The sequence below is a fragment of the Ruminococcus turbiniformis genome (assembly GCF_020687545.1).
In the GTDB taxonomy this organism is placed as follows: domain Bacteria; phylum Bacillota; class Clostridia; order Lachnospirales; family Lachnospiraceae; genus Mediterraneibacter; species Mediterraneibacter turbiniformis.
In genome coordinates, this window is the sequence record NZ_JAJEQX010000005.1 from 57,574 (window position 1) to 82,304 (window position 24,731).

Sequence of the window (24,731 nt, forward strand, 5' to 3'; positions counted from 1 at the left end):
ATCATAAGGAACAATCAGGGCAGGTTTGATACGGGTATTCTTACCCGCAGAATCTGTCCTTCTTTTTCCGAACTTCCAACCTCGTCGATCAGACGCTCCTCACAGGAATTTCCTCTGATTTGGTAATTGTTTTCTTCGATAAACTGAAACAGCCTGCGGTAAATGGTGTCCGCATCTTCCAGCCCGCCGTTTCCGCAGGCTTCTGCGTAATATCCGGCAGGAATTGCGCTGTTGGCATATTTGGGCTGGTTTACATAGATCATGATACGGGAGACTGTGGATGTGACTCCGGATCATGGTCAGCCTTGCGAAGCCCCATTACACCGATCAGGGAATCAGGGAAACACGGGCGCTGACAGTAAATATCGTGGATGAGGCAATGCTGAAAAAAGCGGATCGCACAGGATGTGTCAGCGGAAACAAAGTGGATAAATCCGATATGTTCGCATTCCATATGCTGGATCTCCGGCGGATGTGTACGTGATCAACCGGGAGAATATCAAGTGGCTGGTGGATTATCTGGAGAAGAGGCGCATCCCCTGGCCCTTTGACATGGTGGTGATCGATGAGCTTTCGTCCTTTAAGAACCACAGCAGCCAGAGGTGGAAAGCTTTGCGGAAGGTAAGGCCTAAGATCAGGCGCATGGTGGGCCTGACCGGCACACCTGCCGGAGGCGGTCTGATGTATCTGTGGGCGGAGACCTATCTCATTGACAATGGGGAGCGGCTGGGACGGTTCATCGGCAGATACCGGGAAGCTTATTTTAAGGCGGACGGCATGAATCCCTATACCGGTGTGGTGTACAGTTATGTGCCGCTGCCGGGTGCGGAGGAGCGCATCTACCATAAAATCTCCGACATTTCCGTGTCCATGAAGGCACTGGACTATCTGGACATGCCAAAGTTTGTGCCGGTGGTGCACCGGGTGGATATGGAGCCCCAGGAGCGGAAGCTGTATGAGGAATTAAAGAAGGAGCTTCTGGTGGAAGTGGACGGGGAAAACATTGATGCCGCAAATGCGGCGGTGCTTTCCGGGAAGCTTCTGCAGATGGCAAACGGAGCCATCTACAGTGACAGCCGGGAGGTCATCCCGGTGCATAGGCAGAAGCTTCCGATGCTGGAAGACCTGATTGAGCAGGCCAATGGCCAGAATGTTCTGGTGGCGTACTGGTATCAGCATGACCGCAGCCGGATTCTGGAGTTTTTGACAGAAAAGGGATACCAGCCAAGGGATATCAAAACGGAGGCAGATATTTCTGAGTGGAATGCCGGACATATCCAGGTTGGGCTGATCTCCCCTGCCGGAGCCGGACATGGGCTGAACATCCAGAGAGGCGGCCATATCCTGATCTGGTTTTCCATGATCTGGTCGCTGGAAATGTATCAGCAGACCAATGCCAGGCTTTGGCGGCAGGGACAGAAGGAGGTGGTGACAGCGCACCATATCGTCTGCCGTGACACTGTGGATGAGGATGTCTTGAAGGCACTGGAGCATAAAGACACCACGCAGCAAAACCTGATCGCCGCAGTCAAGGCGCATCTGACAATCTGAGTCAATCTAATGGCAATCCGAGAAATAAAAAATATCGGAGGTAAGAGCCATGAGCATTATGTGGAAGTATCTGGATAAGAGGTCGGCTACCATCGCCGCCATCAAGGACTACAGCAGCATGCAGTTTATCATCAGCCACACGGCTGAGGAGATCAAGGCAGAGCGGGATCGGATGAGCAGCACAGGCAGCCCAAGATGGGACGGCATGCCCCATGCCCACAATCCGCAGGCCGGTGAGGAGCGCTCCTCTGCTTATAACAAAAAGAACAGGGCGCTGAGCCACCTGGTGATCCTGCTGTTTGGAAAGGCGTGAGTAATATCGCGGATGATGTTCCTGCTTACTCATGCTATACTGATATCGTGAAGATGTGGGCAAAGCCTTGCGGGAGAAATCCTGCAGGGCTTTTTGTATGCCCAAAGGGAGGTGAGCCGATGCCAAGGAAACCAAAGCGGCCCTGTTCCCACCCCGGCTGTCCCCGGCTTACGGACGGGAGGTTTTGCGAGGAACATGAGAAGCTGGAGGCCAAACGCTACGAGAAGTACGACAGGAATCCGGAAACCAAACAAAGGTACGGAAGAGCGTGGAAACGAATCAGAGACAGGTTCATGCATGCACACCCTCTTTGTGAGAAGTGTCTGGAGGAAGGCAGACTTACCGAGGCGGAGCAGGTGCATCATATTAAGCCGTTAGCAGAAGGAGGTGACCACAGCGATGGGAACCTGATGTCTCTTTGTTCTTCGTGCCACGCAAAAATCCATGCGAAGCGTGGTGACAGGTGGCATGGCAAAAGCCGCCCACAAAGGGGTGGCTTTTAACAAGACCAAAGCAGAGTCTCGCAGCTTTTTGTTGCAGTGATGGATATACATCTTCTCCGCCAAATGTCTGGAACGGCGCGCTTAGTGCAGAATCGAGCATTCCCTCATCACGCAGACCGGATGAGCCGCCAGTTTCGGCAATCAGCTGGTCATGGATAAGAAGTACCTGTGATTTGGTTAGTCGTATCATTTGGCAAGCACCTCATAGGCCTGACGGTTCTTCTCAATCAAGCGGCGGGAAATAGACATGACATCTTCATCAGCAGCAAGCTGCTCCTGTTCAGCTGATGAAAATTCCATAACCAGATAGCGTGGAACGTTGTTTTTCAGGATGACTACTGCGCCGCTCTCATCAACAAGGCGAGCGACCTTGGAGAAGTTCTGGTTTGCTTCCGTAATGGAAACCAGATTGTTTGTATTAATGTTCATAGGAAAACCTCCTCGTTGCTTTCGTTACTTTTATTATATCCGAAAATAGGAGAAATTCAACCTATTTCTTGCATTTTTGTGACGGGAGGGGCGGTCAAAATCTCTGCGGCTCTGTCCCACGGGAACGGGTGCGGGAAGGAAAAAGTCTGCCGTCAAGGAGAAGGCCGAGAACGGCAATCCAGGCGGACGAAGACTGGAAGTTCTGGACATTCCCGAAGTCGAGGGTGTTGATATGCCAAAGCCCCATGAGTTTCTCTCTGCAGAGCAGCGTGACGGAAGTACGCTCCAGGCGGAGGAAATCTACAAAGAAACCTGGGAGTGGCTGAAGAAGATCGGCTGTGCCGCAAAGGTGTCCCCACAGCTTTTAGAGCGGTACGCCATGTGCAGCGCTCGCTGGATTCAGTGCGAGGAAATGACCAACCGCATGGGCTTCCTCTCCAAGCACCCTATCACCCAGAAGCCGATCCCATCGCCGTTTATCAACATCGGCATCAACTATATGAACCAGGCGGTGCGGCTCTGGAATGAGATTTTCCAGATTGTCAAGGAAAACTGCAGCACGGATTACGGGGAAGTCTCTCCCCAGGATGATTTGATGGAGCGTCTGCTCAGAGCGAGGAAAGGATAACGATATGTTTGAAAAGGTAAATTCGAGCCATCCGGACAAGATGGCGGATCTGGGAAATGAACTGGGACAGTGCCGAGAAGATATTCTGAACTCCCTGCTTCAGCCCGTTCGCCGCATTGACCGCCGTCTGCTTGATGGCGTTCCAGACCTGCGGCGCTGTATTTTTGATATTGTTCCAGATATTGACGAAAAATGCGGATATCTGCGACCACAGATTGCTCCACCACTGAGGGATAGCGGAGAAGAAATCCACGAATTTCTGAGCTGCCGCAGAGATTGTCTCCGTAAAGAAGACCACCACCTTGTCCCAAAGCTCCATCAGCTTGGCGGATACGGTTTCCCACAGCTGCCCGAACCACTCGGTAATTGCTCCCCAGTTTTTCACCACAGCGATGATCATCGCAATCGCCGCAGCCACCGCAGCAATGATTCCGATGATGGGAAGCAGGGAAATATTCAGTGCCCCAAAGGACACTGCAAGAGCTGCAATGATCGGCACCAATGCCGTAAAAGCCACCAACAATGCACCCAGGATAATTACAAAGTTCTGCACCGGCTCCGGAAGCATCCCAAAGACCTCGCTCACCGCGGTGATGATCGCCACCAGAGGCGGCAGCACCACATTGGCCAGTTCCACGATCTTTTCTCCCAACGGAACCAGAGCCTGCCACGCTGTCATAGGTCTCGCCCACGGAAGTCAGGGAAGTGATGAATTTCAGGTTTGTTTCCATTTGCTTCCGATAAGCTGGACGGTAGTTGCCACCGGGCATGCCGGCATTTCTTCTTTTGTCATCATGATTGGTTCACCTCATTTCAGTGAGTCTGGTTTTCGTTATAAAATCCCAATAGTTTAAAATAGAATGTTATATACTAAAATCAAGCAGAAAATCTGCCAGATACACAATTTTTACACCGTTGATATTTCCAGCAGCCAGTTCATCCAATGTTACCACATACTTAGGATAGTGGTCTTTGAGTTCAAGAAGATTAGCGACCTCCTGATCCGATTCCTCCGGCAGGCTGCGGCATACCTGAACATAAATCCGCTCGTCGCGCCGCACCGCGACAAAATCAATCTCTTTTGTTTCATTCTTGCCGATATAGACTTCATAGCCTCTTCTGCGAAGTTCAAAATACACAATGTTTTCCAGCATGGCGGCGACAGACTTTGGATGAAATCCCATCATACAGTATTTCAGGGATGCGTCAGCCAGATAAAATTTTTCCTGCGTTTTCAGCACAGATTTTCCCTGCAGATCATATCGCTGGCAGCGGTATATAACAAAGGCTTTTTCCAGCCAGTTCAAGTAGTTGTAAACTGTTTCAACAGACAGGGAGCGTCCTTCACTTTTCAGGAATTTGGCAATGGCATTGGCGGAAAATGTTTTGCCGACATTTTCAAGAATATATTTGACAACCCGGTTGAATAAATCAAAGTTTGTAATGTTGTGACGTTTTGTAATATCGCTTGTAATAACAGAACTGTAAATTCCCTCCACGATCTGATAGGCCGAGCGTTCGTCAAAACGACCAAGAGCTATAATCGGGAAACCGCCCACCCGCAGATACTCGGTCAGCAGTTCTTTTTGGGAGCGGGAGTCTCCTTTTTTAAAATCCAGATATTCGGCAAAGGAAAGGGTATAGACCGGAATGGAAATGTACCGTCCAGTTAAATATGTGGAAATTTCGCCTGACATCAGTTTTGAATTGGAGCCGGTTACATATATGTCGGTATTAAAGTCCTCCAGCAGGCTGTTTACGGCCTTTTCCCATCCCTCAATCTCCTGGACTTCATCCAACAAAAGATAGTAACGGCCGTCAGCGTTCATCTGATTTTTTATATCGTTATACATATCCCTGTCAGACATATTGCGGTCAAATTCTTCTGACGTATACCGCATACTGATGATGTGATCTCTGGCGATCCCGCTTTTTTGCAGGTCGTCACGCAGCATTTCTAAAATTGTGGACTTGCCGCAGCGCCGGATTCCCGTCAGTATCTTGACAAGAGGAATGTCTCGGTAGGTTTTTAGTGCATTCATATATTGTGGACGAATAATCACATTGCTCACCTCCTCTTATGTTATTAGTATATCCAAAAACTACAAAAATATCAAAAGTTTTTCCGTATAAAACGAAAAAAACTTATGGAATAAAGAAAATTTTTTCTTGTAATATATAAAAATCCTGGTTACTTTCCGGTAACCTGGTTATAAAAAAGTGCGTACTTTTAAAATGTAACAATGAGTATTACAATAAACTTGCAAACGAAAAAGGACGTTTGACATTACAGATACGGAGGTAAAAATTATGGCACTTTCAAATCTCTTTGGCTGGAGGAAAAAGATGGAGACAGGTTCCGCTTCCGCGTGCGGAACAGCCTGTGGAGCGGCAGACAAGCCGGGGGAGAAGCTGGCAGCGTGCGGAACGGCCTGCGGAGCGGCAGACAAACCGGAGGAGAAACCGGCGGCATGCGGTTCTGCATGTGGAGCAGCAGACAAGTAAGAGATGGAGCATGGCAGCGGGGCTTTCAGAAAAACAGGAGCTTAAGCTGCCGCAGATTCACTTCACGGGGCTGCCTCTGTCAGCACCGTGAGACACAGGAACATCCGTATCAGACAGAATCCGTATTAAACAGGAAATGAAGCAGAAAAGAGGGAATCAACCGATGAAACAATATTTTTCTTTTCAATGGCATATTACAGATGAATGTGATCAGAGGTGCAAGCACTGTTATATATTTTCGGAAGACAACTGCAAAAAGCTGGATTCCATGACATGGGAGCAGATGAAGGATACGTTTTACAACTGCCTTGACTTCTGTCAGACGTATGACCGCCTGCCGTATTTTTATATTACCGGGGTCGAGAAAATAAAATGCATTAAAAATGCGGGAATCCGTGCTGTGATCATGACGACTGTGTCCGGCACGAACATTGACGAGATCCCGGACATCATCGACACGGTTGTGGCCCACAGGGCGGATGTGTTTGCCTTTGCGCGGTACTGCCCGACGAGCGAAGAAAAGGACGTGGGGATTACGCCGGCACGATACCGGAAGCTTCTTGCGGACTGTGACCGGAAGTTTAAAGAATATGAGGCGGCGGGATGCGAGACTTATTTCAATAAGAAAGACCATCTCTGGACACTGTACGAGTATGAGACAGGAGAATTTCAGATTCCGGAGAATGCGGAAGAGGGCGTGATCTACGGCGGCTGCAACTGCGGGAACTGCCATATGACGATCCTTCCCACAGGAGAGGTTTTCGCCTGTCGCAGAGTACAGAACAGCCGGGTTGGAAATGTGTTTAAAGACAGGCTGGCCGATATATGGATCTGCCAGATGGAGCAGTACCGGGATTATACGAAATTTGAAAAATGCGCGAAATGCGAACTGCTTGCGTGGTGCCGCGGATGTCCGGCTGTGGCAAGCGGAAAAGACGGGGAGTTCTACGCGGCGGATCCGCAGTGCTGGAAGGAGACAGCGTAAGAAAGGGGTAACGTAAGAAAAGGAGACAGCATAAGAAAGGGGACAGGGTAAGATGGGAAGTACAAAACACGAGAAAGCGGATATCGTACTGGATACAATCCTTCACCGCAGATCGATCCGGAGGTTTGACTCCAGACAGATCGATGAGACGGACCTTCACAAAATCCTGCAGGCGGGGGTTTACGCGCCCAGCGCAGGAGGAAGACAGAGCGCAGTCTTCGCCGTCTGTCAGGATCGGGAAGTTAACGTACGTCTGGGAAAGATCAAGCGGGCTATTTCCAATCCGCATATGGCGACTGCGGGAAACTATATTTCAAAAGATCAGCCCAGCATCGCCGATGATCCGAAGATTACGGATGCTTTCTACAGTGCGCCCACAGTAATCTATCTGTTTGCGCCGAAGGACTTTCTCTTTTCTGCCGAGGACTGTGCGGCGGCAGCAGAGAACATGATGCTTGCGGCGGACTCCATCGGCGTGGGATCCTGCTATATTGGCCAGGGCTGGACCGCCTTCGCTGATCCGTACGGGCAGGAAATCTTGAAAAAATGGGAGATTCGCACAGATTATTACGGGGTAGCACAGCTTCTTCTGGGGTATCCGAGAGAAGGAGACCGGCATCCGGAGGCAAAGCCGAGGAAGGCAGGCCGCGTGATTCGTGTGTGAATTCGGAAAATGAGAGAAAATCAGCAGCAGTTCAGTTGTCTGAACGGATACGAAGATCAATCAGGAGGAAAGAAAATGGACGCAGCGACATGTCTGAGAAAACTTCAGTATGTGGGAGTGCTCTCCTTTGCTACGGTGGATGAGACGGGAGCTCCCCAGGTGCGGAATATCAGCGCCATTCATTATGAGAAGGATGAGATTTATTTTTTTACCGCCAGAGGGAAGGACTTCTGCCGAGAACTGCTCTCAGACGGGCGGGTGCAGGTGCTCGGGTATACGAAATATAAGGAAATGATCCGCCTCTCCGGGAAGGCGGCTCCGGTGCCGGAAGAGAGACAGAAGAAATGGATTGATAACATTTTCAGGGAACAGCCTTATCTTGCCAATGTGTATCCGGGAGATACGAGGAAGATCGGCATCGTGTTCGTGATCCGGGACGCGCAGATCGAGTATTTCAATCTCGGGGTCCGGCCCATCTTCCGGGAAAGCTATACAATCGGTGAGGGAAATGTTACATTAAAAGGGTATCAGATCACAGAGGACTGTATCGGCTGCGGCACATGCGTTCAGAACTGCCCGCAGGGCTGCATCGAGCCGGGACAGCCTTTTGCGATACAGCAGGAGCACTGTCTTCACTGCGGAAGCTGCTTTGAGCACTGCCCGGTGTCGGCGGTTCAGAGGAGGTAGGAATCATGTTTGCCGGAAAATTTGCAGGGATACATTCCATGAGAAAAAACGGGGGCTATACAGGGAAGGACAGAGAAGGAAAGGAGAACAAAAGTCCGGCAGAGCGCCTAAGAAAGGCGCTTGATAAAGCGGAGACGGTTGTCATCGGAGCAGGGGCAGGACTGTCCACGTCGGCGGGGTTTGTGTACACCGGAGAACGTTTTGACAGGTATTTCTCGGATTTTGCGGAGAAATACGGATTTTCTGATATGTATTCGGGCGGATTCTATCCCTTTGCGACGCTGGAAGAATTCTGGGCGTACTGGAGCAGGTATATCTGGATCAACCGCTGCCAGAATGCGCCGAAACCGGTGTATGACAGGCTCTATGATCTGGTGAAGGATAAGGATTACTTCGTTCTCACAACGAATGTGGATCACTGTTTTCAGAAAGCGGGATTTGACAGAGAGCGGCTCTTCTACACTCAGGGAGATTACGGACTTCTGCAGTGCAGCGAACCGTGCACGCAGGAGACGTATGACAATGAGAAAATCATCCGGAAAATGGTGGAGTCTCAGGGATTTCTGATCGGGGAAGACGGCACGCTTACCCTGCCCTCCGGCAGAAAGCCGCGGATGTGTGTGCCTTCAGAACTTGTCCCGCACTGTCCCCACTGCGGGAAACCATTGACGACAAATCTGCGCGCGGACAGTACTTTTGTGGAGGATGCGGGATGGCATCGGGCGTCGGAACGGTATGCAGAGTTTATGGAGAGCAGGAAGGGCGGGAAGATCGTTTTCCTGGAGCTCGGGGTGGGGTACAATACTCCGGTGATTATCAAATATCCTTTCTGGCAGATGACGTATCAGAATCCGGAGGCGGTTTACGTGTGCGTAAACTATGGGGACGCGGCAGCGCCGCAGGAGATCGCGGAGCGGGCTGTCTGTATTGACGGGGATATTGGAGAGTTACTGAAAAATACAGTTGAATGTATGGAAATACAATGATAATCTTGTATACGGACAACGGTTCAGCTACAGGGCAGAACTGGTGCAATTACGAATGACACCGGAGCATCTTTTCACATTGTTCCGGTATCAGGGGAGGAAAGAACCATGCAGTCAACACCAGAAACAATGCAGCCGGAAGACAGTACAGGACAGCCGGCATCAGGCCCGACAGAGCCGAAGTCAAAAATGTTAAAGAAGGCTTTTGTCACAGCGTTCCCGTACACGATACCGATTTTCGCCGGATTCTGGTTTATCGGTCTTACATATGGAATTTATATGAATGTATCAGGCTTCAGTTTCTGGTATCCGATGGTGATGAGCCTGACGATATTCGCGGGATCCATGGAGTTTGTAGCGGTCAATCTGCTCCTTGGGGCGTTTAATCCGCTGCAGGCGCTTGCCATGACCCTGATGATCAATGCCCGGCATCTCTTTTACGGCATCTCCATGCTGGACAAGTTCAGGGGACTGGGCCCAAAGAAGATCTATCTGATCTTCGGCATGTGCGACGAGAGCTTTTCCATCAACTATACTGCAGACATTCCCGAGGATGTGGACCGGGGATGGTTCATGTTCTTTGTGACACTTTTAAATCATCTTTACTGGGTATCCGGCGCCACGCTCGGCGGAATTTTCGGCTCCTTTATTCACTTCAACACGGAGGGGCTGGATTTTGTCATGACCGCCATGTTTGTTGTAATTTTTATCGAGCAGTGGAAGAAAGAGAAGAGTCCGTTATGCGGCATTCTGGGACTTTTCATTTCGCTGATCTGTCTGATCGCCTTCGGGGCGGACGGGTTTATCATTCCGGCCATGATTGCCATTGCCCTTGTTCTGACAGTGCTGCGGCGGCCGCTTGAGAAGGGAGGAGAGGTACAGTGACACTTACGCAGCAGATCATCACAGTAGGAGCGGTTGTGCTGGGGACAATGATCACCCGCTTTCTTCCGTTTTTTCTCTTCCCTGCGGGGAAAGAGACGCCGAAGTATATGCAGTATCTCGGCAGAGTACTTCCTTTCGCAGTGTTCGGCCTGCTCATTGTCTACTGCCTGAGAAATGTGAGCATCTTTACAGGGAGCAGAGGCATCCCGGAAATGATCGCAATCGCCGTGGTCGTCGCTCTGCACCTCTGGAGAGGGCAGATGCTTCTGTCCATCGCAGGCGGGACCGTGTGCTATATGCTGCTTGTTCAGCTTGTATTCTGAAGTATTAAAACGCCTCGGCTAATAAGTATTAATAAGAATAAATAAGAAGTAAACCGGTTGTTTCAAGTGTTTCTTATGTTTACTTTCCATTTCTCATATGCTAGAATACATACGCTTAAAGTGTAAATGACAGAATTCTCATTTGCACTTTTTTTGTGCGATAAGACAGGCAGAGAGCAGAGAAAGGAGAGCCGCAGTGATTACAATCGGCAGCTATGTGAAACCAAAGACACTGGAGGAGGCGTATGAGCTCAACCAGGCCCGCAGCAGCAGAGTTATGGGAGGAATGATGTGGATGCGCCTCGGAAACGCCCGCGTGAAGACGGTCATCGATCTGTCCGGTCTCGGGCTCGATCAGATCGAGGAGACGGACAACGTGATCCGGATCGGAGCAATGTGTACATTAAGGCAGCTGGAACAGTGTGAGTGCTTAAGAGAGCTTTACGGGGACGGAATCAGAGAATCCGTCCGCCATATTGTGGGAGTGCAGTTCAGAAACCAGGCAACCGTAGGGGGAAGCGTTTTCGGGAGATACGGATTCTCCGATGTGCTGACCGCGCTGCTTTCGCTGGATACGTTTGTGGAACTGTACAATGGAGGCACAATCCGGCTCTCCGAGTTCGTAAAGAGGAAACCGGACAAAGACCTTCTTCTCTCGGTGATTGTAAGGAAGAGCAAAAGAATGTTCCGCTATGATTCCGTCCGCCGGACAAAGACGGATTTCCCCGTGATCGCCTGCGCGGTCGTGACCGGTATCGTGAACGGCAAGGAGACATGGTATTTTTCTGTCGGCGCAAGGCCCATGAAGGCGGCTCTGCTCGAGAAGCAGTGGGAGATCCCGCTGGACGCTTCAGAGGAGCAGATCACAGAGTATGCCGGTAAGGCGGCGTCGGAGTTTACATATGGAACAAATATGCGCGGAAGCGCAGAATACAGACAGCATCTGGCAGAAGTGCTGCTGAAAAGAGAGATCCGCTCGATTCTGGAAGAAAAAAGCGGAACGCAAAAGGTTTCGGACTGATCGGAGGGGAAGACAGATGGAGATACAGTTTGTTTTAAACGGGAAAAAAGTCACGGCGGACGTGCAGCCTGATGCCGTGCTTCTCGATGTGGTGCGCGGTCTCGGATGCAAGAGTGTGAAATGCGGATGCGAGACAACCAACTGCGGTCTGTGTACCGTGTGGATCGACGGGAAATCCAGTCTGTCCTGCTCTGTTCTTGCGGCAAGAGTGGACGGCCACGAGGTTACGACGCTGGAAGGCGTGGAAGAGGAAGCGGCAGAGCTCGGACGGTTCCTTGCTGCGGAAGGGGCGGAGCAGTGCGGATTCTGTTCCCCCGGATTTATCATGAACGTGCTCGCCATGATGAGGGAGCTTGAGAACCCGGATCTGGATGAGATCAAAGAGTACCTGGCAGGCAACCTCTGCCGCTGCACGGGATATATGTCGCAGCTTCGGGCGATTCAGAAATATATGGAAGCAAAACAGACAGAACAGTGCATGGAGGTGCCGGCATGAGCGAAAAGGAACAGACAGCAGTGAATACCCGGAAAACGGGAACAAACACAGAAAGCGGCAGGTGCGACCTGACGAAGCTCCGCGTCGTGAATCACTCGGTGCCGAAGGTGGATTCCGGATCTCTTGTGGCAGGAAAGGCAGTGTACACAAACGACCTGGCTCCGTCAGACTGCCTGATCGTGAAGGTGCTGCGAAGCCCTCACGCCCATGCGCTGATCCGCGGTATCGACACGGAAAAGGCGAAGGCAGTGCCCGGAATCGAGTGTGTTTTTACCTATAAAGACTGCCCGGACAAGCGTTTTACACTGGCAGGGCAGACCTATCCGGAGCCGAGCCCCTACGACCGGCTGATTCTGGATCAGAGGGTGCGTTTCGTCGGAGACGCCGTCGCGATCGTGGCGGGGACTTCTGAGGAGGCAGTGAAAAAGGCGCTGAAGCTGATCAAGGTGAAATACGAGGTGCTTGAACCGGTGCTTGACTTCCGCAAGGCGCTTGACAACCCGGTTCTTGTCCATCCGGAGGACAACTGGAGAAGCCTGGCCCCTGTGGGTGCGGACAATAAGAGAAACCTGTGCGCCCATCAGGAGAGCGGAAGCGGAGATATCGAGGCGGTCCTCGCGTCGTGCGATTATGTGATCGACCGCGTCTACCACACTCAGGCGAATCAGCAGGCCATGATGGAGACGTTCCGTGCGTACACATATGCAGATACTTACGGAAGGCTCAATGTAGTCTCTTCTACCCAGGTGCCCTTCCATGTGCGGCGTATCCTGGCAAACGCCCTCGATATTCCGAAGTCGAAGGTCCGCGTGATCAAGCCGAGAATCGGCGGCGGATTCGGCGCAAAGCAGACGGCAGTGTGTGAAGTCTACCCCGCGTTTGTGACGTGGATGACGGGTAAGCCGGCGAAAATTATCTATACAAGGGAGGAATCCCTGATTGCTTCTTCCCCGAGACATGAGATGGAGATGCATGTGAGAGTCGGCGCAGACAAAGAAGGGCATATCCGTGGAATCGATCTCTACACTCTGTCGAACACCGGGGCATACGGAGAGCACGGCCCGACAACCGTGGGTCTTTCCGGCCACAAGTCCATTCCGCTCTACGGACAGGCGGAGGCGTTTCGGTTTACTTACGATGTTGTGTACACAAACGTAATGTCCGCGGGAGCGTACCGCGGTTACGGCGCGACCCAGGGGATTTTCGCCGTGGAGTCCGCAGTAAATGAACTGGCGCAGGAGCTTGGCATGGACCCGACTGTTTTAAGAGAGATGAACATGGTGCGGGAAGGCCAGATCATGCCGGCGTACTACGGCGAGCGGGCCAACAGCTGCGCCCTTGACCGGTGTCTTGCCCGGGCCAAAGAGATGATCGGCTGGGAAGAAAAGTACCCCTGCCGGGATATGGGAAATGGAAAAGTGCGCGGCGTGGGCGTTGCCATGGCCATGCAGGGCTCGGGAATCGCGGGCGTGGATACCGGCTCCGTGGCAATCAAGGTCAACGATGACGGATTCTACAGTCTGATGGTCGGCGCCACTGACATGGGAACCGGGTGTGATACGATTCTGACGCAGATGGCCGCAGAGTGCCTGGACTGCGAGATGAGCGACATCGTCGTACACGGAGTGGATACGGACAACTCTCCTTATGACACGGGGTCCTACGCGTCCAGCACCACCTATGTGACAGGGAGGGCTGTCGTGAAGACGTGCGAGAGTCTGCGGAAAAAGATCTGTGAGAGGGGAGCGGAGTATCTGGGATGTTCCCCGGAGGATGTGGAGTTTGACGGCGAGAAGGTGCTCAGCCTTGCGAACGGCGAATCCATCAGCAGAAAAGAGATAGGAAACCGTGTAATGTGCAGCAGCAATGAGCCGCTCTCGGCCAGCGGGGCATTTTCCTCCCCGACGTCGCCGCCGCCGTTCATGGCTGCCATCGCGGAGGTGGAGATCGACAAAGAGACCGGAGAAGTGGAGATGGTGGACTACGCCGCTGTGGTAGACTGCGGAACTGTGGTGAACCCGGCGCTTGCGCGGATTCAGACAGAGGGAGGCATCGCCCAGGGAATCGGAATGTCCCTTTTCGAGGATGTTGTCTACAGTGAGAAAGGGAAGAACTACAGCAATTCGTTCATGCAGTATAAGATCCCGACCCGCCTTGATGTGGGGACGATCCGGGTGGAATTTGAGAGCAGCTACGAGCCCACAGGGCCGTTCGGTGCGAAGTCCATCGGTGAGATCGTGATCAACACGCCGTCTCCGGCTATCGCAAATGCGATTCAGAACGCGACGGGAGTGATTTTAAGAGACCTGCCGATGACAGCGGAAAAAGTATATATGGAAATGAAGAAGGCTGAACAGCAGTAAAAAGCATCATGACAAAAGGGACGGGTTAAACCGTCCCTTTGCTGTCGAAAAAGGAGAGATCTGTCGGATAGACATAACTGTCGCCGATCTCCTTTAAGAGCACCACATTGAGATGCCCGTTTAAATTTTTCTTATCCAGTGACATGGCCCCTGTCAGATCGGTCATGGGCAGACCGCATTCGGAGGGGAGACCGTAGATCTCAAGCGCCTTCCGGATCTGTTCCGCACATCCGGGAGCGGTCAGGCCCTTTTCTTCCGCGATCTTTGTGATCTGGTACATGCCGATGCCGACCGCCTCGCCGTGGCTCTCCCTCTCGTAGTGGAAGTGCTGCTCGATGGTGTGGGCCAGCGTGTGGCCGAAGTTTAAGAGGATTCTCTCGCCCAAGTCGAACTGGTCTTTTTCCACGACGATCCGCTTGATATCCACGCACCGGGTGATCACTTCGGTAAGATCCGGCTTTAATTCCTCAAAGGAAGAGCGGGAGCAGAGCCGGTCAAAAAGCGCTCTGTCCCAGATACATCCGTACTTGATCACCTCGCCCATGCCGTCGCTGATAAAGTGCTGCGGCAGTGTGTCGAGCACATCCGGGTCGATGAGCACAAGCTTCGGGTGGTAGAAGGCGCCCACGAGATTTTTTCCCCGGGGAAGGTCTACCGCCACTTTGCCTCCCACGGAGGAATCTACCTGTGCGAGGATCGTCGTCGGAATCTGCACAAGGCGGATGCCGCGGAGATAGGTGGATGCGGCAAATCCGGCCAGGTCGCCGATGACGCCGCCGCCCAGGGCGATGATCAGATCGCTTCTTGTAAGCTTCGCGTCCAGAAGGGCGCTGTAAATCCCGGGAAGAGAGGAGAAGCTTTTCGTCGTTTCCCCGTGGGGCAGAACAAGGCTTGCACACTCGTAGTCTGCAAGAGTATCCATGACTTTCTGCCCGTAGAGGGGGAAGACATTGTCATCTGAGATGATCATAATCTTCGTCCCCTTAAACACCTGAGAGATATATTTTCCGCATTCGGAGAGAATCCCGTTTTCAATATAGATCGGATAGGAATTGTCCCCGAGGCTGACCGTCAGTTTCATCTGTGCGACCTCCCTTATACGATCTTTCCGACAACCTGTGCGATCTGTTTTACCTGTGCGAGAAGAGAGTCGTACTTCTCGGGTTTTAAGGACTGTGCTCCGTCGCAGAGCGCGCACTCCGGATTGTTGTGAACCTCTATCATCAGTCCGTCCGCGCCTGCGGCAACAGCTGCCTTAGCCATCGGCTCGACAAGCCACCATTTTCCGCCTGCGTGGCTCGGGTCAACAACAACAGGAAGGTGTGTTTTCTTGCGAAGGACAGGAATGCTCTGAAGATCCAGGGTGTTCCTTGTAAATGTCTCGAAGGTGCGGATTCCGCGTTCGCAGAGAATGACGTTCTCGTTTCCGGAAGCCATGATGTACTCTGCGGACATAATCCATTCTTCGTAGGTCGCGTTTAATCCTCTTTTTAAGAGAATAGGGCGGTCCACCTGTCCGAGCTGTTTTAACAGGTCAAAGTTCTGCATGTTCCTGGCGCCGATCTGAATTAAGTCGACCTTTTCGTTGAAGAGGTCGAGATACTGGGGAGACATAAGCTCCGTAACGATGGGAAGCCCTACCGTTTCTTTGACTTCACAGAGAATTTTCAGGCCTTCAAGCCCGAGCCCCTGGAAAGAGTAGGGGCTTGTCCGCGGCTTGAACGCGCCGCCGCGGAGCACATTGGCGCCGGAAGCTTTCGCGGCTTCTGCCACTTCCAGTACCTGATCATATGACTCCACCGAGCACGGGCCGGCGATCAGAGCCAGGTGCCCGCCGCCGACTTTCACGCCGGATACGTCGATGACCGAGTCCTCGGGATGGAATGCGCGGTTGGCAAGTTTATACGGTTCCTGGACATGCATGACTTTGTCGACGCAGCTGTCCACTTCAAAAAGCCTCGGGTCAATCAGTGTCGTGTCGCCGATGCAGCCGATGATGGTCATTTCCGTACCGCGTACAATATGAGTGTCAAGTCCGCGGTTTTTTACAAGATTTTCCACACGGCTGATATTTTCTTCGCTTGTGTTTGGCTTTAATACAATAATCATGTTGAATTCCTCCGGTAATGCATGTATTGTTAAATAGGTTCCTCCTTGTATGCGAAGAGGAAGAATAACTGATAATATATTGATAATTCGCTATCAACAGTAACTTCACACTGTAAAATTTTAGTTGTTTAAAGTGGGAAATTCAGTAGTATCATAAAACATTCGCTGAAGAATGTCAACAGTTTTCGGGGGTTGAGAGATGAAAAAGGATGTATCACATACAATTCAGAGGGCGCAGCGATTTCCTGTTATTCTGATCGGCGAGGGCCTGCTCGTCGGGGCGGCGGCAGGACTTGTGGTCATGTTCTACCGGATCGCACTTACTTTTGCGGCGGAGTGGCTGAACAGAATTGTGACGGCCATAAAAGGAGATCTGTTTAAGACTGCCGTGTGGTTTGTGATTCTTCTTGTCATGGCGCTGATTGTGGGGCGTCTCGTAAAGTGGGAGCCCATGATATCGGGGAGCGGAATTCCCCAGGTAGAGGGAGAAGTGCTCGGAAAACTCAAAGAAAACTGGAAGAGAGTTCTTCCGGCCAAGTTTCTGGGCGGCTTTCTCTGCCTTCTGGGAGGACTCTCCCTCGGACGGGAGGGCCCGTCCATCCAGCTGGGGGCTATGAGCGGTCAGGGCGTCTCAAGGATTCTTGACCGGGGAAAGACAGAGGAGAGATACCTTATGACGTGCGGGGCCAGCGCAGGACTTGCGGCGGCGTTTCATGCGCCCCTGGCGGGCATGATGTTTTCGCTGGAAGAGATCCACAAAGGATTTTCGGTGAGCCTTCTCATGTCCGTGATGACCGCGTCTGTGACAGCGGACTATATCGCGTCGCATATCATGGGGATTGACCCGGTGTTTCAGTTTGAGCTGGAACACGTGCTTCCGCAGGATTATTACTGGATTCTGGTGATTCTCGGAGCAGTACTCGGAGTCATGGGCGCGCTTTATAATAAAGTAATGCTTCTGGCACAGGATCTGTACAAAAAGCCGGAATTTCTCGGTGTGACCGGACGGATTGTCATTGCGTTTATGGCGGCCGGGGTGATGGCGGTTCTGTTTCCGTGTGTGCTTGGAAGCGGCGGAGATCTGATCACAGATCTGACGGGGGGAGAGTTTGTCCTTGGAACGGTAATTCTGATTTTTGCGGTGAAGTTTCTCTTTTCTGCGGTGAGCTTCGGCTCCGGGGCACCGGGAGGAATCTTCTTCCCTCTGCTCATTCTGGGAGCGTTTATCGGCGCGGCTTTTGCCATGACCGGAGTCGAGCTGTTCGGCCTTGATCCGGTGTACATCAACAACTTTGTCCTGCTGTCCATGGCAGGGTACTTTACCGCCATTGTCCGGGCGCCGATTACGGGAATCATTCTGCTGTTTGAGATGTCGGGCTCCGTCAGCCAGATGCTTTCCCTGGCGGTCGTCTCCGTGACGGCGTACATCACGGCGACGCTTCTCAAATCCGAGCCGATCTATGAGAGCCTTCTGGGGCGTATACTGGACAGCGGCGGGAAGAAGAAAAGCGAAGTCAGGGCAGGGGGACAGAAGGTGTTAAGCGAGTTTGTTATTATGGGAGGTTCTGTACTGGAGGACCGTACCGTGATGGAGATCAACTGGCCGAACAACTGTCTTCTCGTCTCTCTCGAGCGTGATGGAAAAGAGATGATACCCCGCGGAAAAACGCGGCTTAAAGCCGGAGACCGGCTTACGGTTATGACAGATGAGCGCGATGCCGGATATATACATGACAAAATGGAAAACTTATGTTATACTTCATTTTAGAAAAACACAAGGAGCTGTTTTATAATGAAAAGAGTACTACTTAAGCTGAGCGGAGAAGCTCTTGCAGGAGAAAAAAAGACCGGCTTTGACGAGGCTACATGTATCGGTGTGGCTGAGCAGGTAAAAAAGCTTACCGACGACGGAATACAGGTTGCAATTGTGACCGGAGGAGGAAACTTCTGGAGAGGCCGGACGAGTGAGACGATCGACCGGACAAAGGCAGATCAGATCGGCATGCTTGCGACAGTGATGAACTGTATTTACGTGTCAGATATTTTCCGGCATGTGGGGATGAAGACAGAAGTATTTACTCCCTTTGTGTGCGGGGCGTTCACGAGCCTTTTCTCAAAGGACGCGGCGCTGGAAGCGCTGAATGCAGGAAAGGTGATTTTCTTTGCGGGCGGTACGGGGCATCCCTATTTCTCAACAGATACAGGTGCGGTGTTAAGAGCAATTGAGATTGAAGCAGACGCCATGCTCCTGGCGAAAGCGATCGACGGTATCTATGACAGTGACCCGAAGGTAAATCCGCAGGCGGTGAAATATGACGAGATCTCCATTCAGGAAGTGATCGACAAAAAGCTGGCAGCAGTGGATCTGACCGCATCCATTCTCTGCCTGGAAAATAAGATGCCGATGCTCGTATTCGGGCTGAATGAGGAAAACAGCATCGTGGAAACGATGAGCGGCAATTTTACAGGAACAAAAGTAACAGTGTAGGAGGACTTTCACTATGAATGAAAAAGTGGCAGCGTATGACGCGAAAATGACAAAAACAATCAACAACCTTGACAGCGAACTCGCGACGATCCGCGCAGGTCGCGCAAATCCGCATGTGCTGGACAAGCTGTTCGTCGACTACTACGGAGCGCCCACCCCGATTCAGCAGGTGGCAAACGTATCTGTTCCGGAAGCTCGGATGATCCAGATCCAGCCCTGGGAAAAGAGTATGTTAAAGGCGATTGAAAAAGCGATTCTCACATCCGATATCGGAATCAACCCGACGAACGACGGCACGTCGATCCGTCTTGTATTTCCTGAGCTTACAGGAGAGAGAAGAAAAGAACTGGCAAAGGATGTAAAGAAGAAGGGTGAGGCTGCGAAGGTGGCTGTCCGCAACATCAGAAGAGACGGAAACGTGGCTTTCAAGAAGCTGAAGGGAACGGAGATCTCCGAGGATGGAATCAAGGATCTGGAAGACGATCTTCAGAAGATTACGGACAAGTATATTGACAAGATCGACAAAATGGTGGAAGCAAAATCCAAAGAGATTATGACTGTATAGCGGCGGAGGAGATGCGGAAGGCATTTCCGGAAAGCGCGGGAGAAAAGGGGGCTTTTTCACAGAAGCCCCCTTTTATGCCGGTCATGGGGCTGTATCGGAACCAGACCGGCAAACCTTGAAAAAATCGGAAAGGAAGAAGAAAATGAAAGTACCTCAGCATATCGCAATCATACTGGACGGAAACGGCCGGTGGGCGAAGGCGAAAGGAATGCCGAGAAACTACGGGCATGCCCAGGGAAGCAAAAATGTGGAGCGGATCTGTGAGGAAGCGTGGAGGATGGGAATCAAATATCTGACGGTCTACGCCTTTTCCACGGAGAACTGGAGCAGACCCGAGGGGGAGGTGGCGGCGCTGATGACGCTGCTGCGGAATTATATGAAGACCTGTCTTAAGACGGCGGCAAAAAATGACATGAAGATCCGTGTGATCGGGGATATCACGCCGCTGGACGATGACATTAAGAAACGAATCCGGGAGCTGGAGACTGCCACTGTGAACAACGGAGGGCTGAATTTTACCATCGCTCTCAATTACGGGAGCCGTGACGAGATGACCCGGGCAGCCAGAAAGATGGCGCAGGACTGCGCGGACGGAAAGCTGAACGCGGCGGATATCGACGAATCTGTCTTCGAGTCGTATCTGGATACCCACGGGATTCCGGATCCGGATCTGATGATCCGCACAAGCGGCGAGCAGAGACTGTCCAACTATCTTCTCTGGCAGCTTGCCTACTCGGAGTTTTATTTTACAGATATTCCCTGGCCGGACTTTACAAAAGAGGATCTTGAGAAGGCGATTGAAGAGTATAATCACAGGCACAGGAGATTCGGCGGGGTAGAGGAGGCGTAAAAAATGTTTAAGACACGCTTGTTGAGTGGAATACTGTTAGTGATCATTGCGCTGGTGACAGTTATTACCGGACGGGAGCTCCTGTTCGCGGTTCTGCTTCTGATCAGCATTATCGGAATGACAGAGCTCTATAAAGTGTTCGGGATCGAGAAGAAACCGCCGGGAATCATCGGTTATATTTTCGCGGTGCTTTATTATGGGCTTGTCTATTTCGAGCCGCAGATGGAAGGGGAGCAGCATGTCTGGTTTATGCTTCTGTTTATGGGACTCCTGATCTGTCTGATGGCAGCGCTTGTATTCGGATATCCGAAATATAATACGCAGCAGATATTTGCCGCATTTTTCGGTGTGTTTTACGTGGCGGTGATGCTGTCTTATATCTACCAGACAAGATGTCTTCCGGACGGTATGTTCACGGTATGGCTCGTGTTTATCTGCGCATGGGGATGCGATACGTGCGCATACTGTGTGGGGATGCTTATCGGAAAACATAAGATGGCGCCTGTCTTAAGCCCGAAGAAATCCGTGGAGGGCGGGATTGGCGGCATCGTCGGAGCAGCGCTCATCGGCGTGATCTATGCACTGGCAATCAACCACTGGGGAGACGCGGGTACGAGCGTGTTTTCCTATGCGGTGATCGGCGCGGCAGGGGGCGCGATCTCTCAGATCGGCGACCTGGCCGCATCTGCGATCAAGAGATACCACAACATCAAAGACTACGGAAAGCTGATTCCGGGACACGGCGGCATACTGGACCGGTTTGACAGTGTCATTTTCACTGCACCCATCATATATTATCTTGCCGTTCTTCTATAAAATCAGTGATTCTGTAAACTTAGCGGAGCAAAAGGAGTGAACATATGAAGAAGATTGCAATACTCGGATCCACCGGGTCCATCGGCACACAGACGCTGGAGATTGTGAGGACAAACGGCGATATCCGGGTGACGGCGCTGGCAGCGGGATCAAACATTGCTTTGCTGGAACGGCAGATCCGAGAGTTCAAGCCGAAGATCGCCGCCGTGTGGAGCGAAGACCGCGCCAAAGAGCTGAAAACCCGGATCAGCGACCTGGACGTGAAGGTGATGTCCGGCATGGACGGACTTCTCGCAGTGGCTGCGGAGCCGGAAGCACAGATTCTTGTCACGGCGATTGTGGGAATGATCGGTATTCTGCCGACGATCGAGGCAATCCGAAACGGGAAGGACATCGCGCTTGCGAATAAAGAGACGCTTGTGACTGCGGGGCATATCATTATGCCTTTCGCAGAGAAAAACCATGTGTCGATTCTTCCGGTAGACAGCGAACACAGCGCGATCTTCCAGTCGCTGCAGGGAGGCCAGGAAAAGGCACTCCACAAAATTCTTCTCACCGCATCCGGCGGACCGTTCCGGGGAAAGAAGCGGGAGGAACTTACAGAGATCAGAGTGGAGGACGCACTCAGGCATCCGAACTGGGCAATGGGCCGGAAGATCACGATCGATTCCTCGACCATGATAAACAAAGGGCTTGAGGTGATCGAGGCCAAATGGCTTTTCGGAGTGAACGTGGATCAGATTCAGGTGGTCGTGCAGCCTCAGAGTATCATTCACTCCATGGTGGAGTACAAAGACGGCGCGGTCATCGCCCAGCTCGGCACACCGGATATGAAGCTGCCGATCCAGTACGCGATCTATTATCCCGAGCGCAGATATCTTCCCGGGGAGAGGCTTAATTTCGCGGATCTCGGGCAGATTACATTTGAGAAGCCGGATATGGAGACGTTCCGGGGACTGAAGCTGGCATTAAAGGCGGGACGTGAAGGAGGATCGCTTCCGACTGTGTTCAATGCAGCAAACGAGAGAGCAGTTGCCATGTTCCTTGACCGGAAGATCGGATTCCTTCAGATACCGGAAATCATAGAGAGCTGCATGGAAGCACACAGAAACATAGAAAATCCAACAGTGGATGAGATACTAAAGACAGAGCGGGAGACATATGAATTTATTAAAAACAGGTGGTAATACATGGGCATAATCATAGCAATCCTACTTTTCAGTTTTATTATTATCTTTCACGAGCTGGGACATTTCCTTCTTGCGAAGGCCAATGGAATCCGTGTGGATGAGTTCTCCCTCGGACTTGGCCCCACGCTGATCGGAAAACAGATCGGCGGGACGTTTTTCTGCATCAAGCTTCTTCCCTTCGGCGGAGCCTGCATGATGGGGGAGGACGATGAAAACGACACGTCAGAGGGGAGTTTCAACAGCAAATCTGTCTGGGCCAGGATCTCCGTTATTGCGGCGGGACCGCTGTTCAATCTGATTCTGGCGTGGATTTTCTGTGTCGTTTTAATCGGGATGACGGGATACAGGCCAACAGAGATTGCCGGTGTGCAGGAAGGGTATTCCGCTGAGGAACAAGGGCTTCAGGCAGGAGATAAAATTGTAGAAATTAACGGGAGAAATGTCCATATCTGGGATCAGATCAGTCTGTATATTTTAAGCCATCCAGATGAGACTGAATATGAGGTGGTTTATGAGCGGGAAGGAGAAGAGTATACGGCCGTTTTGAAGCCCAGACAGCTTGAAGGGGATACATCCCCGCAGTTGGGAATCCTGTCTTCGAATCTTGAAAAGCCAGGTGTACTCGGTACTCTGCAGTATGGTTTCTACAGGCTGCAGTACTGGATGCAGTACACGCTTGACAGCCTCCGGATGCTCATAACCGGGCAGGTCGGAATCCGTGATATGTCCGGGCCGGTGGGAATCGTGGATGTTGTGGACGATGTGTACCGGACCGCTGCGCCGGCAGGAACGATGGCAGTTGTTTTAAGCCTTATGAATTTCGGTACGCTGATCTCGGCGAACCTGGGCGTCGTAAACCTGCTTCCCATACCGGCGCTTGACGGCGGAAGGCTTGTATTTCTGATCGTCGAAGCGGTCAGAAGAAAGCGGATTCCTCCGGAAAAGGAAGGAATGGTACACTTTGCCGGGTTTGCCGTCCTGATGGTTCTTATGGTAGTTGTCATGTATAATGATATTATGAAGCTGTTCTAAAGAGAAATTCCTGTATATATAATTAATAAGATTATTCTATGCAGGAGACAGATATGAGGTATATACGGGCAATGCAGGAGGAAGCTGCTGAAAAAGGCAAGCTTCAGATCAATGTGACGAATGCGGAGGATTCGAGACCTGTTTCAGATGCTCAGATCTCGATTTCGTACACAGGAGTTCCGGAGCAGACGCTGGAGAGAGTGGCGACAGACTCGTCGGGACAGACAGAGATACTTGAGCTGGATGCGCCTCCCGAGGAGTGGAGCCTGAATCCGGAGAATGAGCGGCAGCCGTATTCGGAGTATACGCTGGATATCAGCGCTCCGGGATATGAGCCGGTAAGTATAGCCGGCGCGGAGATCCTGGCGAATGTGAAGGCGATCCAGAACGTCAGGATGCGGCCGAGCAATACGGGCAGGGAGGAGGAAGAAGTGTTCGTCATCCCTGCCCATACTTTATATGGGGATTATCCGCCGAAGATTGCGGAGGATGAGATCAAGCCCGTGAATGAGAGCGGGGAGATTGTTTTAAGCCGCGTTGTAGTCCCGGAGTATATCGTCGTTCACAACGGGTCGCCCCGGGATTCGACGGCGAACAACTATTATGTGAAATACAAGGATTATATCAAAAATGTGGCGTCCAGCGAGATCTACGCCACTTGGCCGTCGAACACGATCCGGGCGAATGTGCTGGCGATCATGTCGTTTACGCTGAACCGGGTGTATACGGAGTGGTACAGGAACCGTGGATATGACTTCACGATTACTTCATCCACCGCGTTTGACCACAAATGGATTCCGGAGCGGAACGTCTATGACACGATCTCCGTGATCGTGGATGAGCTTTTCGCCAGTTATCTCTCCCGGCCGAACGTGCGCCAGCCGATCCTGACGCAGTACTGCGATGGGAGAAGGGTGAGCTGCCCGAACTGGATGACTCAGTGGGGGTCAAAGGAGCTGGGCGATCAGGGAATGTCGCCCATCGAGATCCTGCGGTATTTCTACGGTGATGATATGTACATCAACACGGCAGAGGAGATCTCGGGCATACCGTCCTCCTGGCCGGGCTACAATCTTGAAGCGGGATCAAGCGGCAGCAAGGTCCGGCAGATGCAGGAACAGCTCAATGTGATCGCCGATGCATACCCCGCGCTTCCGAAGCTTACGGCAGACGGCATTTACGGCCCTGCGACGGAAGAGGCGGTGCGGGAATTTCAGTCAGTGTTCGGACTTCCGGCGACGGGAATTGTGGATTATCCGACCTGGTATAAAATATCGGAGATCTATGTGGGCGTATCGAGGATCGCGGAGCTGACGTGACACGGCAGCAGGAACAGCCCGAC

29 protein-coding genes and 1 pseudogene are annotated in these 24,731 nt (G+C 51.8%); 23 read left to right on the top strand and 7 right to left on the bottom strand.

Translation table 11 applies throughout. From position 1 onward, the window contains the following. Positions 1-14 precede the first annotated feature (14 nt). The gene (locus tag LKD70_RS04175) at positions 15-263 is read right to left on the bottom strand and encodes a hypothetical protein (RefSeq protein WP_227706784.1); all 249 of its coding nucleotides are present in this window, start codon (positions 261-263) and stop codon (positions 15-17) included. A gap of 32 nt (positions 264-295) precedes the next feature. Here LKD70_RS04175 and LKD70_RS04180 point away from each other — a divergent pair, with 32 nt between their 5' ends. The 4 genes from LKD70_RS04180 to LKD70_RS04195 all read left to right on the top strand — a co-directional run bounded on the left by LKD70_RS04180 (position 296) and on the right by LKD70_RS04195 (position 2,367). Further along, positions 296-484, top strand: coding sequence for a hypothetical protein (locus LKD70_RS04180; protein ID WP_227706785.1), 189 nt, complete (start codon positions 296-298; stop codon positions 482-484). Next, a complete protein-coding gene (locus tag LKD70_RS04185) occupies positions 481-1,551 on the top strand; it encodes a DEAD/DEAH box helicase (RefSeq protein WP_227706786.1) in 1,071 nt (356 codons plus the stop codon). The genes LKD70_RS04180 and LKD70_RS04185 overlap by 4 nt, the downstream gene beginning before the upstream one ends. Positions 1,552-1,600: 49 nt before the next feature. Continuing rightward, positions 1,601-1,864, top strand: a complete 264-nt coding sequence (locus LKD70_RS04190; protein ID WP_227706787.1) for a hypothetical protein — start codon at positions 1,601-1,603, stop codon at positions 1,862-1,864. Between the two features lie 119 nt (positions 1,865-1,983). Beyond that, positions 1,984-2,367 carry an HNH endonuclease gene (locus LKD70_RS04195; protein ID WP_227706788.1) on the top strand — a complete coding sequence of 128 codons (384 nt, stop codon included), beginning with the start codon at positions 1,984-1,986 and terminating at the stop codon, positions 2,365-2,367. Positions 2,368-2,401: 34 nt separating this feature from the next. On the opposite strand, the pseudogene LKD70_RS04200 reads toward LKD70_RS04195, so the two are convergent. Both LKD70_RS04200 and LKD70_RS04205 read right to left on the bottom strand, forming a co-directional pair. Further along, positions 2,402-2,557 (bottom strand): annotated as a pseudogene (locus LKD70_RS04200) (Fic family protein); the annotation flags it as partial. Next, a complete protein-coding gene (locus LKD70_RS04205; RefSeq protein ID WP_087166540.1) occupies positions 2,554-2,796 on the bottom strand; it encodes a type II toxin-antitoxin system Phd/YefM family antitoxin in 243 nt (80 codons plus the stop codon). The pseudogene LKD70_RS04200 and the gene LKD70_RS04205, both read right to left, overlap by 4 nt. A gap of 103 nt (positions 2,797-2,899) precedes the next feature. On the opposite strand from LKD70_RS04205, the gene LKD70_RS04210 reads away from it, so the two are divergent. Next, positions 2,900-3,424 carry a terminase gene (locus LKD70_RS04210; RefSeq protein WP_227706869.1) on the top strand — a complete coding sequence of 175 codons (525 nt, stop codon included), beginning with the start codon at positions 2,900-2,902 and terminating at the stop codon, positions 3,422-3,424. Here the strand turns inward: LKD70_RS04210 and LKD70_RS04215 are convergent. Both LKD70_RS04215 and LKD70_RS04220 read right to left on the bottom strand, forming a co-directional pair. Next, complete coding sequence (locus LKD70_RS04215; RefSeq protein ID WP_227706789.1) at positions 3,405-4,103, bottom strand: phage tail tape measure protein; 699 nt, start codon at positions 4,101-4,103, stop codon at positions 3,405-3,407. The genes LKD70_RS04210 and LKD70_RS04215 overlap by 20 nt on opposite strands. Positions 4,104-4,287: 184 nt before the next feature. Next, complete coding sequence (locus tag LKD70_RS04220) at positions 4,288-5,487, bottom strand: ATP-binding protein (RefSeq protein ID WP_227706790.1); 1,200 nt, start codon at positions 5,485-5,487, stop codon at positions 4,288-4,290. 247 nt (positions 5,488-5,734) lie between these two features. Between LKD70_RS04220 and acgA the strand changes: the two genes are divergently transcribed. From acgA to LKD70_RS04270, 10 genes are all read left to right on the top strand, one after another. Further along, complete coding sequence (acgA, locus tag LKD70_RS04225; RefSeq protein WP_227706791.1) at positions 5,735-5,929, top strand: ACGX-repeat peptide; 195 nt, start codon at positions 5,735-5,737, stop codon at positions 5,927-5,929. Between the two features lie 163 nt (positions 5,930-6,092). After that, positions 6,093-6,914 carry an SPASM domain-containing protein gene (locus tag LKD70_RS04230; RefSeq protein WP_227706792.1) on the top strand — a complete coding sequence of 274 codons (822 nt, stop codon included), beginning with the start codon at positions 6,093-6,095 and terminating at the stop codon, positions 6,912-6,914. Between the two features lie 52 nt (positions 6,915-6,966). After that, the gene (locus LKD70_RS04235) at positions 6,967-7,578 is read left to right on the top strand and encodes a nitroreductase family protein (RefSeq protein ID WP_227706793.1); all 612 of its coding nucleotides are present in this window, start codon (positions 6,967-6,969) and stop codon (positions 7,576-7,578) included. Between the two features lie 75 nt (positions 7,579-7,653). Beyond that, complete coding sequence (locus tag LKD70_RS04240) at positions 7,654-8,265, top strand: 4Fe-4S binding protein (protein ID WP_227706794.1); 612 nt, start codon at positions 7,654-7,656, stop codon at positions 8,263-8,265. Positions 8,266-8,270: 5 nt separating this feature from the next. Continuing rightward, positions 8,271-9,251: an SIR2 family NAD-dependent protein deacylase gene (locus LKD70_RS04245; protein WP_227706795.1), complete on the top strand. Its 981-nt coding sequence runs from the start codon at positions 8,271-8,273 to the stop codon at positions 9,249-9,251. A 189-nt stretch (positions 9,252-9,440) separates the two neighbouring features. Then, a complete protein-coding gene (locus LKD70_RS04250; protein ID WP_227706870.1) occupies positions 9,441-10,136 on the top strand; it encodes an AzlC family ABC transporter permease in 696 nt (231 codons plus the stop codon). Beyond that, entirely contained in the window at positions 10,133-10,459 is a 327-nt protein-coding gene (locus LKD70_RS04255; protein WP_227706796.1) for a branched-chain amino acid transporter permease, read from the top strand. The genes LKD70_RS04250 and LKD70_RS04255 overlap by 4 nt, the downstream gene beginning before the upstream one ends. A 196-nt stretch (positions 10,460-10,655) precedes the next feature. Then, positions 10,656-11,480, top strand: a complete 825-nt coding sequence (locus LKD70_RS04260; protein ID WP_227706797.1) for an FAD binding domain-containing protein — start codon at positions 10,656-10,658, stop codon at positions 11,478-11,480. A 16-nt stretch (positions 11,481-11,496) separates the two neighbouring features. After that, a complete protein-coding gene (locus LKD70_RS04265; RefSeq protein WP_227706798.1) occupies positions 11,497-11,976 on the top strand; it encodes a (2Fe-2S)-binding protein in 480 nt (159 codons plus the stop codon). Further along, positions 11,973-14,339 carry a xanthine dehydrogenase family protein molybdopterin-binding subunit gene (locus LKD70_RS04270; RefSeq protein WP_227706799.1) on the top strand — a complete coding sequence of 789 codons (2,367 nt, stop codon included), beginning with the start codon at positions 11,973-11,975 and terminating at the stop codon, positions 14,337-14,339. The genes LKD70_RS04265 and LKD70_RS04270 overlap by 4 nt, the downstream gene beginning before the upstream one ends. A 25-nt stretch (positions 14,340-14,364) precedes the next feature. Here the strand turns inward: LKD70_RS04270 and aroB are convergent, their stop codons facing one another. Then, positions 14,365-15,420: a 3-dehydroquinate synthase gene (gene aroB / locus LKD70_RS04275; RefSeq protein ID WP_227706800.1), complete on the bottom strand. Its 1,056-nt coding sequence runs from the start codon at positions 15,418-15,420 to the stop codon at positions 14,365-14,367. Positions 15,421-15,434: 14 nt separating this feature from the next. Beyond that, the gene (gene aroF, locus LKD70_RS04280; RefSeq protein ID WP_227706801.1) at positions 15,435-16,448 is read right to left on the bottom strand and encodes a 3-deoxy-7-phosphoheptulonate synthase; all 1,014 of its coding nucleotides are present in this window, start codon (positions 16,446-16,448) and stop codon (positions 15,435-15,437) included. Positions 16,449-16,647: 199 nt separating this feature from the next. Between aroF and LKD70_RS04285 the strand changes: the two genes are divergently transcribed. From LKD70_RS04285 to LKD70_RS04320, 8 genes are all read left to right on the top strand, one after another. Continuing rightward, positions 16,648-18,216 (top strand): ClC family H(+)/Cl(-) exchange transporter, encoded by a 1,569-nt coding sequence (locus LKD70_RS04285; RefSeq protein ID WP_227706802.1) that lies wholly within the window; start codon positions 16,648-16,650, stop codon positions 18,214-18,216. 24 nt (positions 18,217-18,240) lie between these two features. After that, positions 18,241-18,936 (top strand): UMP kinase, encoded by a 696-nt coding sequence (gene pyrH, locus LKD70_RS04290; RefSeq protein WP_227706803.1) that lies wholly within the window; start codon positions 18,241-18,243, stop codon positions 18,934-18,936. 13 nt (positions 18,937-18,949) lie between these two features. Then, positions 18,950-19,501, top strand: a complete 552-nt coding sequence (frr, locus tag LKD70_RS04295; protein ID WP_227706804.1) for a ribosome recycling factor — start codon at positions 18,950-18,952, stop codon at positions 19,499-19,501. A 115-nt stretch (positions 19,502-19,616) separates the two neighbouring features. Then, a complete protein-coding gene (locus LKD70_RS04300) occupies positions 19,617-20,351 on the top strand; it encodes an isoprenyl transferase (protein WP_227706805.1) in 735 nt (244 codons plus the stop codon). Between the two features lie 3 nt (positions 20,352-20,354). Next, positions 20,355-21,167, top strand: coding sequence for a phosphatidate cytidylyltransferase (locus tag LKD70_RS04305; protein ID WP_227706806.1), 813 nt, complete (start codon positions 20,355-20,357; stop codon positions 21,165-21,167). Between the two features lie 44 nt (positions 21,168-21,211). Beyond that, positions 21,212-22,354 carry a 1-deoxy-D-xylulose-5-phosphate reductoisomerase gene (dxr, locus tag LKD70_RS04310; RefSeq protein ID WP_227706807.1) on the top strand — a complete coding sequence of 381 codons (1,143 nt, stop codon included), beginning with the start codon at positions 21,212-21,214 and terminating at the stop codon, positions 22,352-22,354. Positions 22,355-22,357: 3 nt separating this feature from the next. Continuing rightward, the gene (gene rseP, locus LKD70_RS04315) at positions 22,358-23,389 is read left to right on the top strand and encodes an RIP metalloprotease RseP (protein ID WP_227706808.1); all 1,032 of its coding nucleotides are present in this window, start codon (positions 22,358-22,360) and stop codon (positions 23,387-23,389) included. A 53-nt stretch (positions 23,390-23,442) separates the two neighbouring features. Continuing rightward, on the top strand, positions 23,443-24,708 hold the full coding sequence (locus LKD70_RS04320) for a peptidoglycan-binding protein (RefSeq protein WP_227706809.1): 1,266 nt from the start codon (positions 23,443-23,445) through the stop codon (positions 24,706-24,708). Positions 24,709-24,731: the final 23 nt, after the last annotated feature.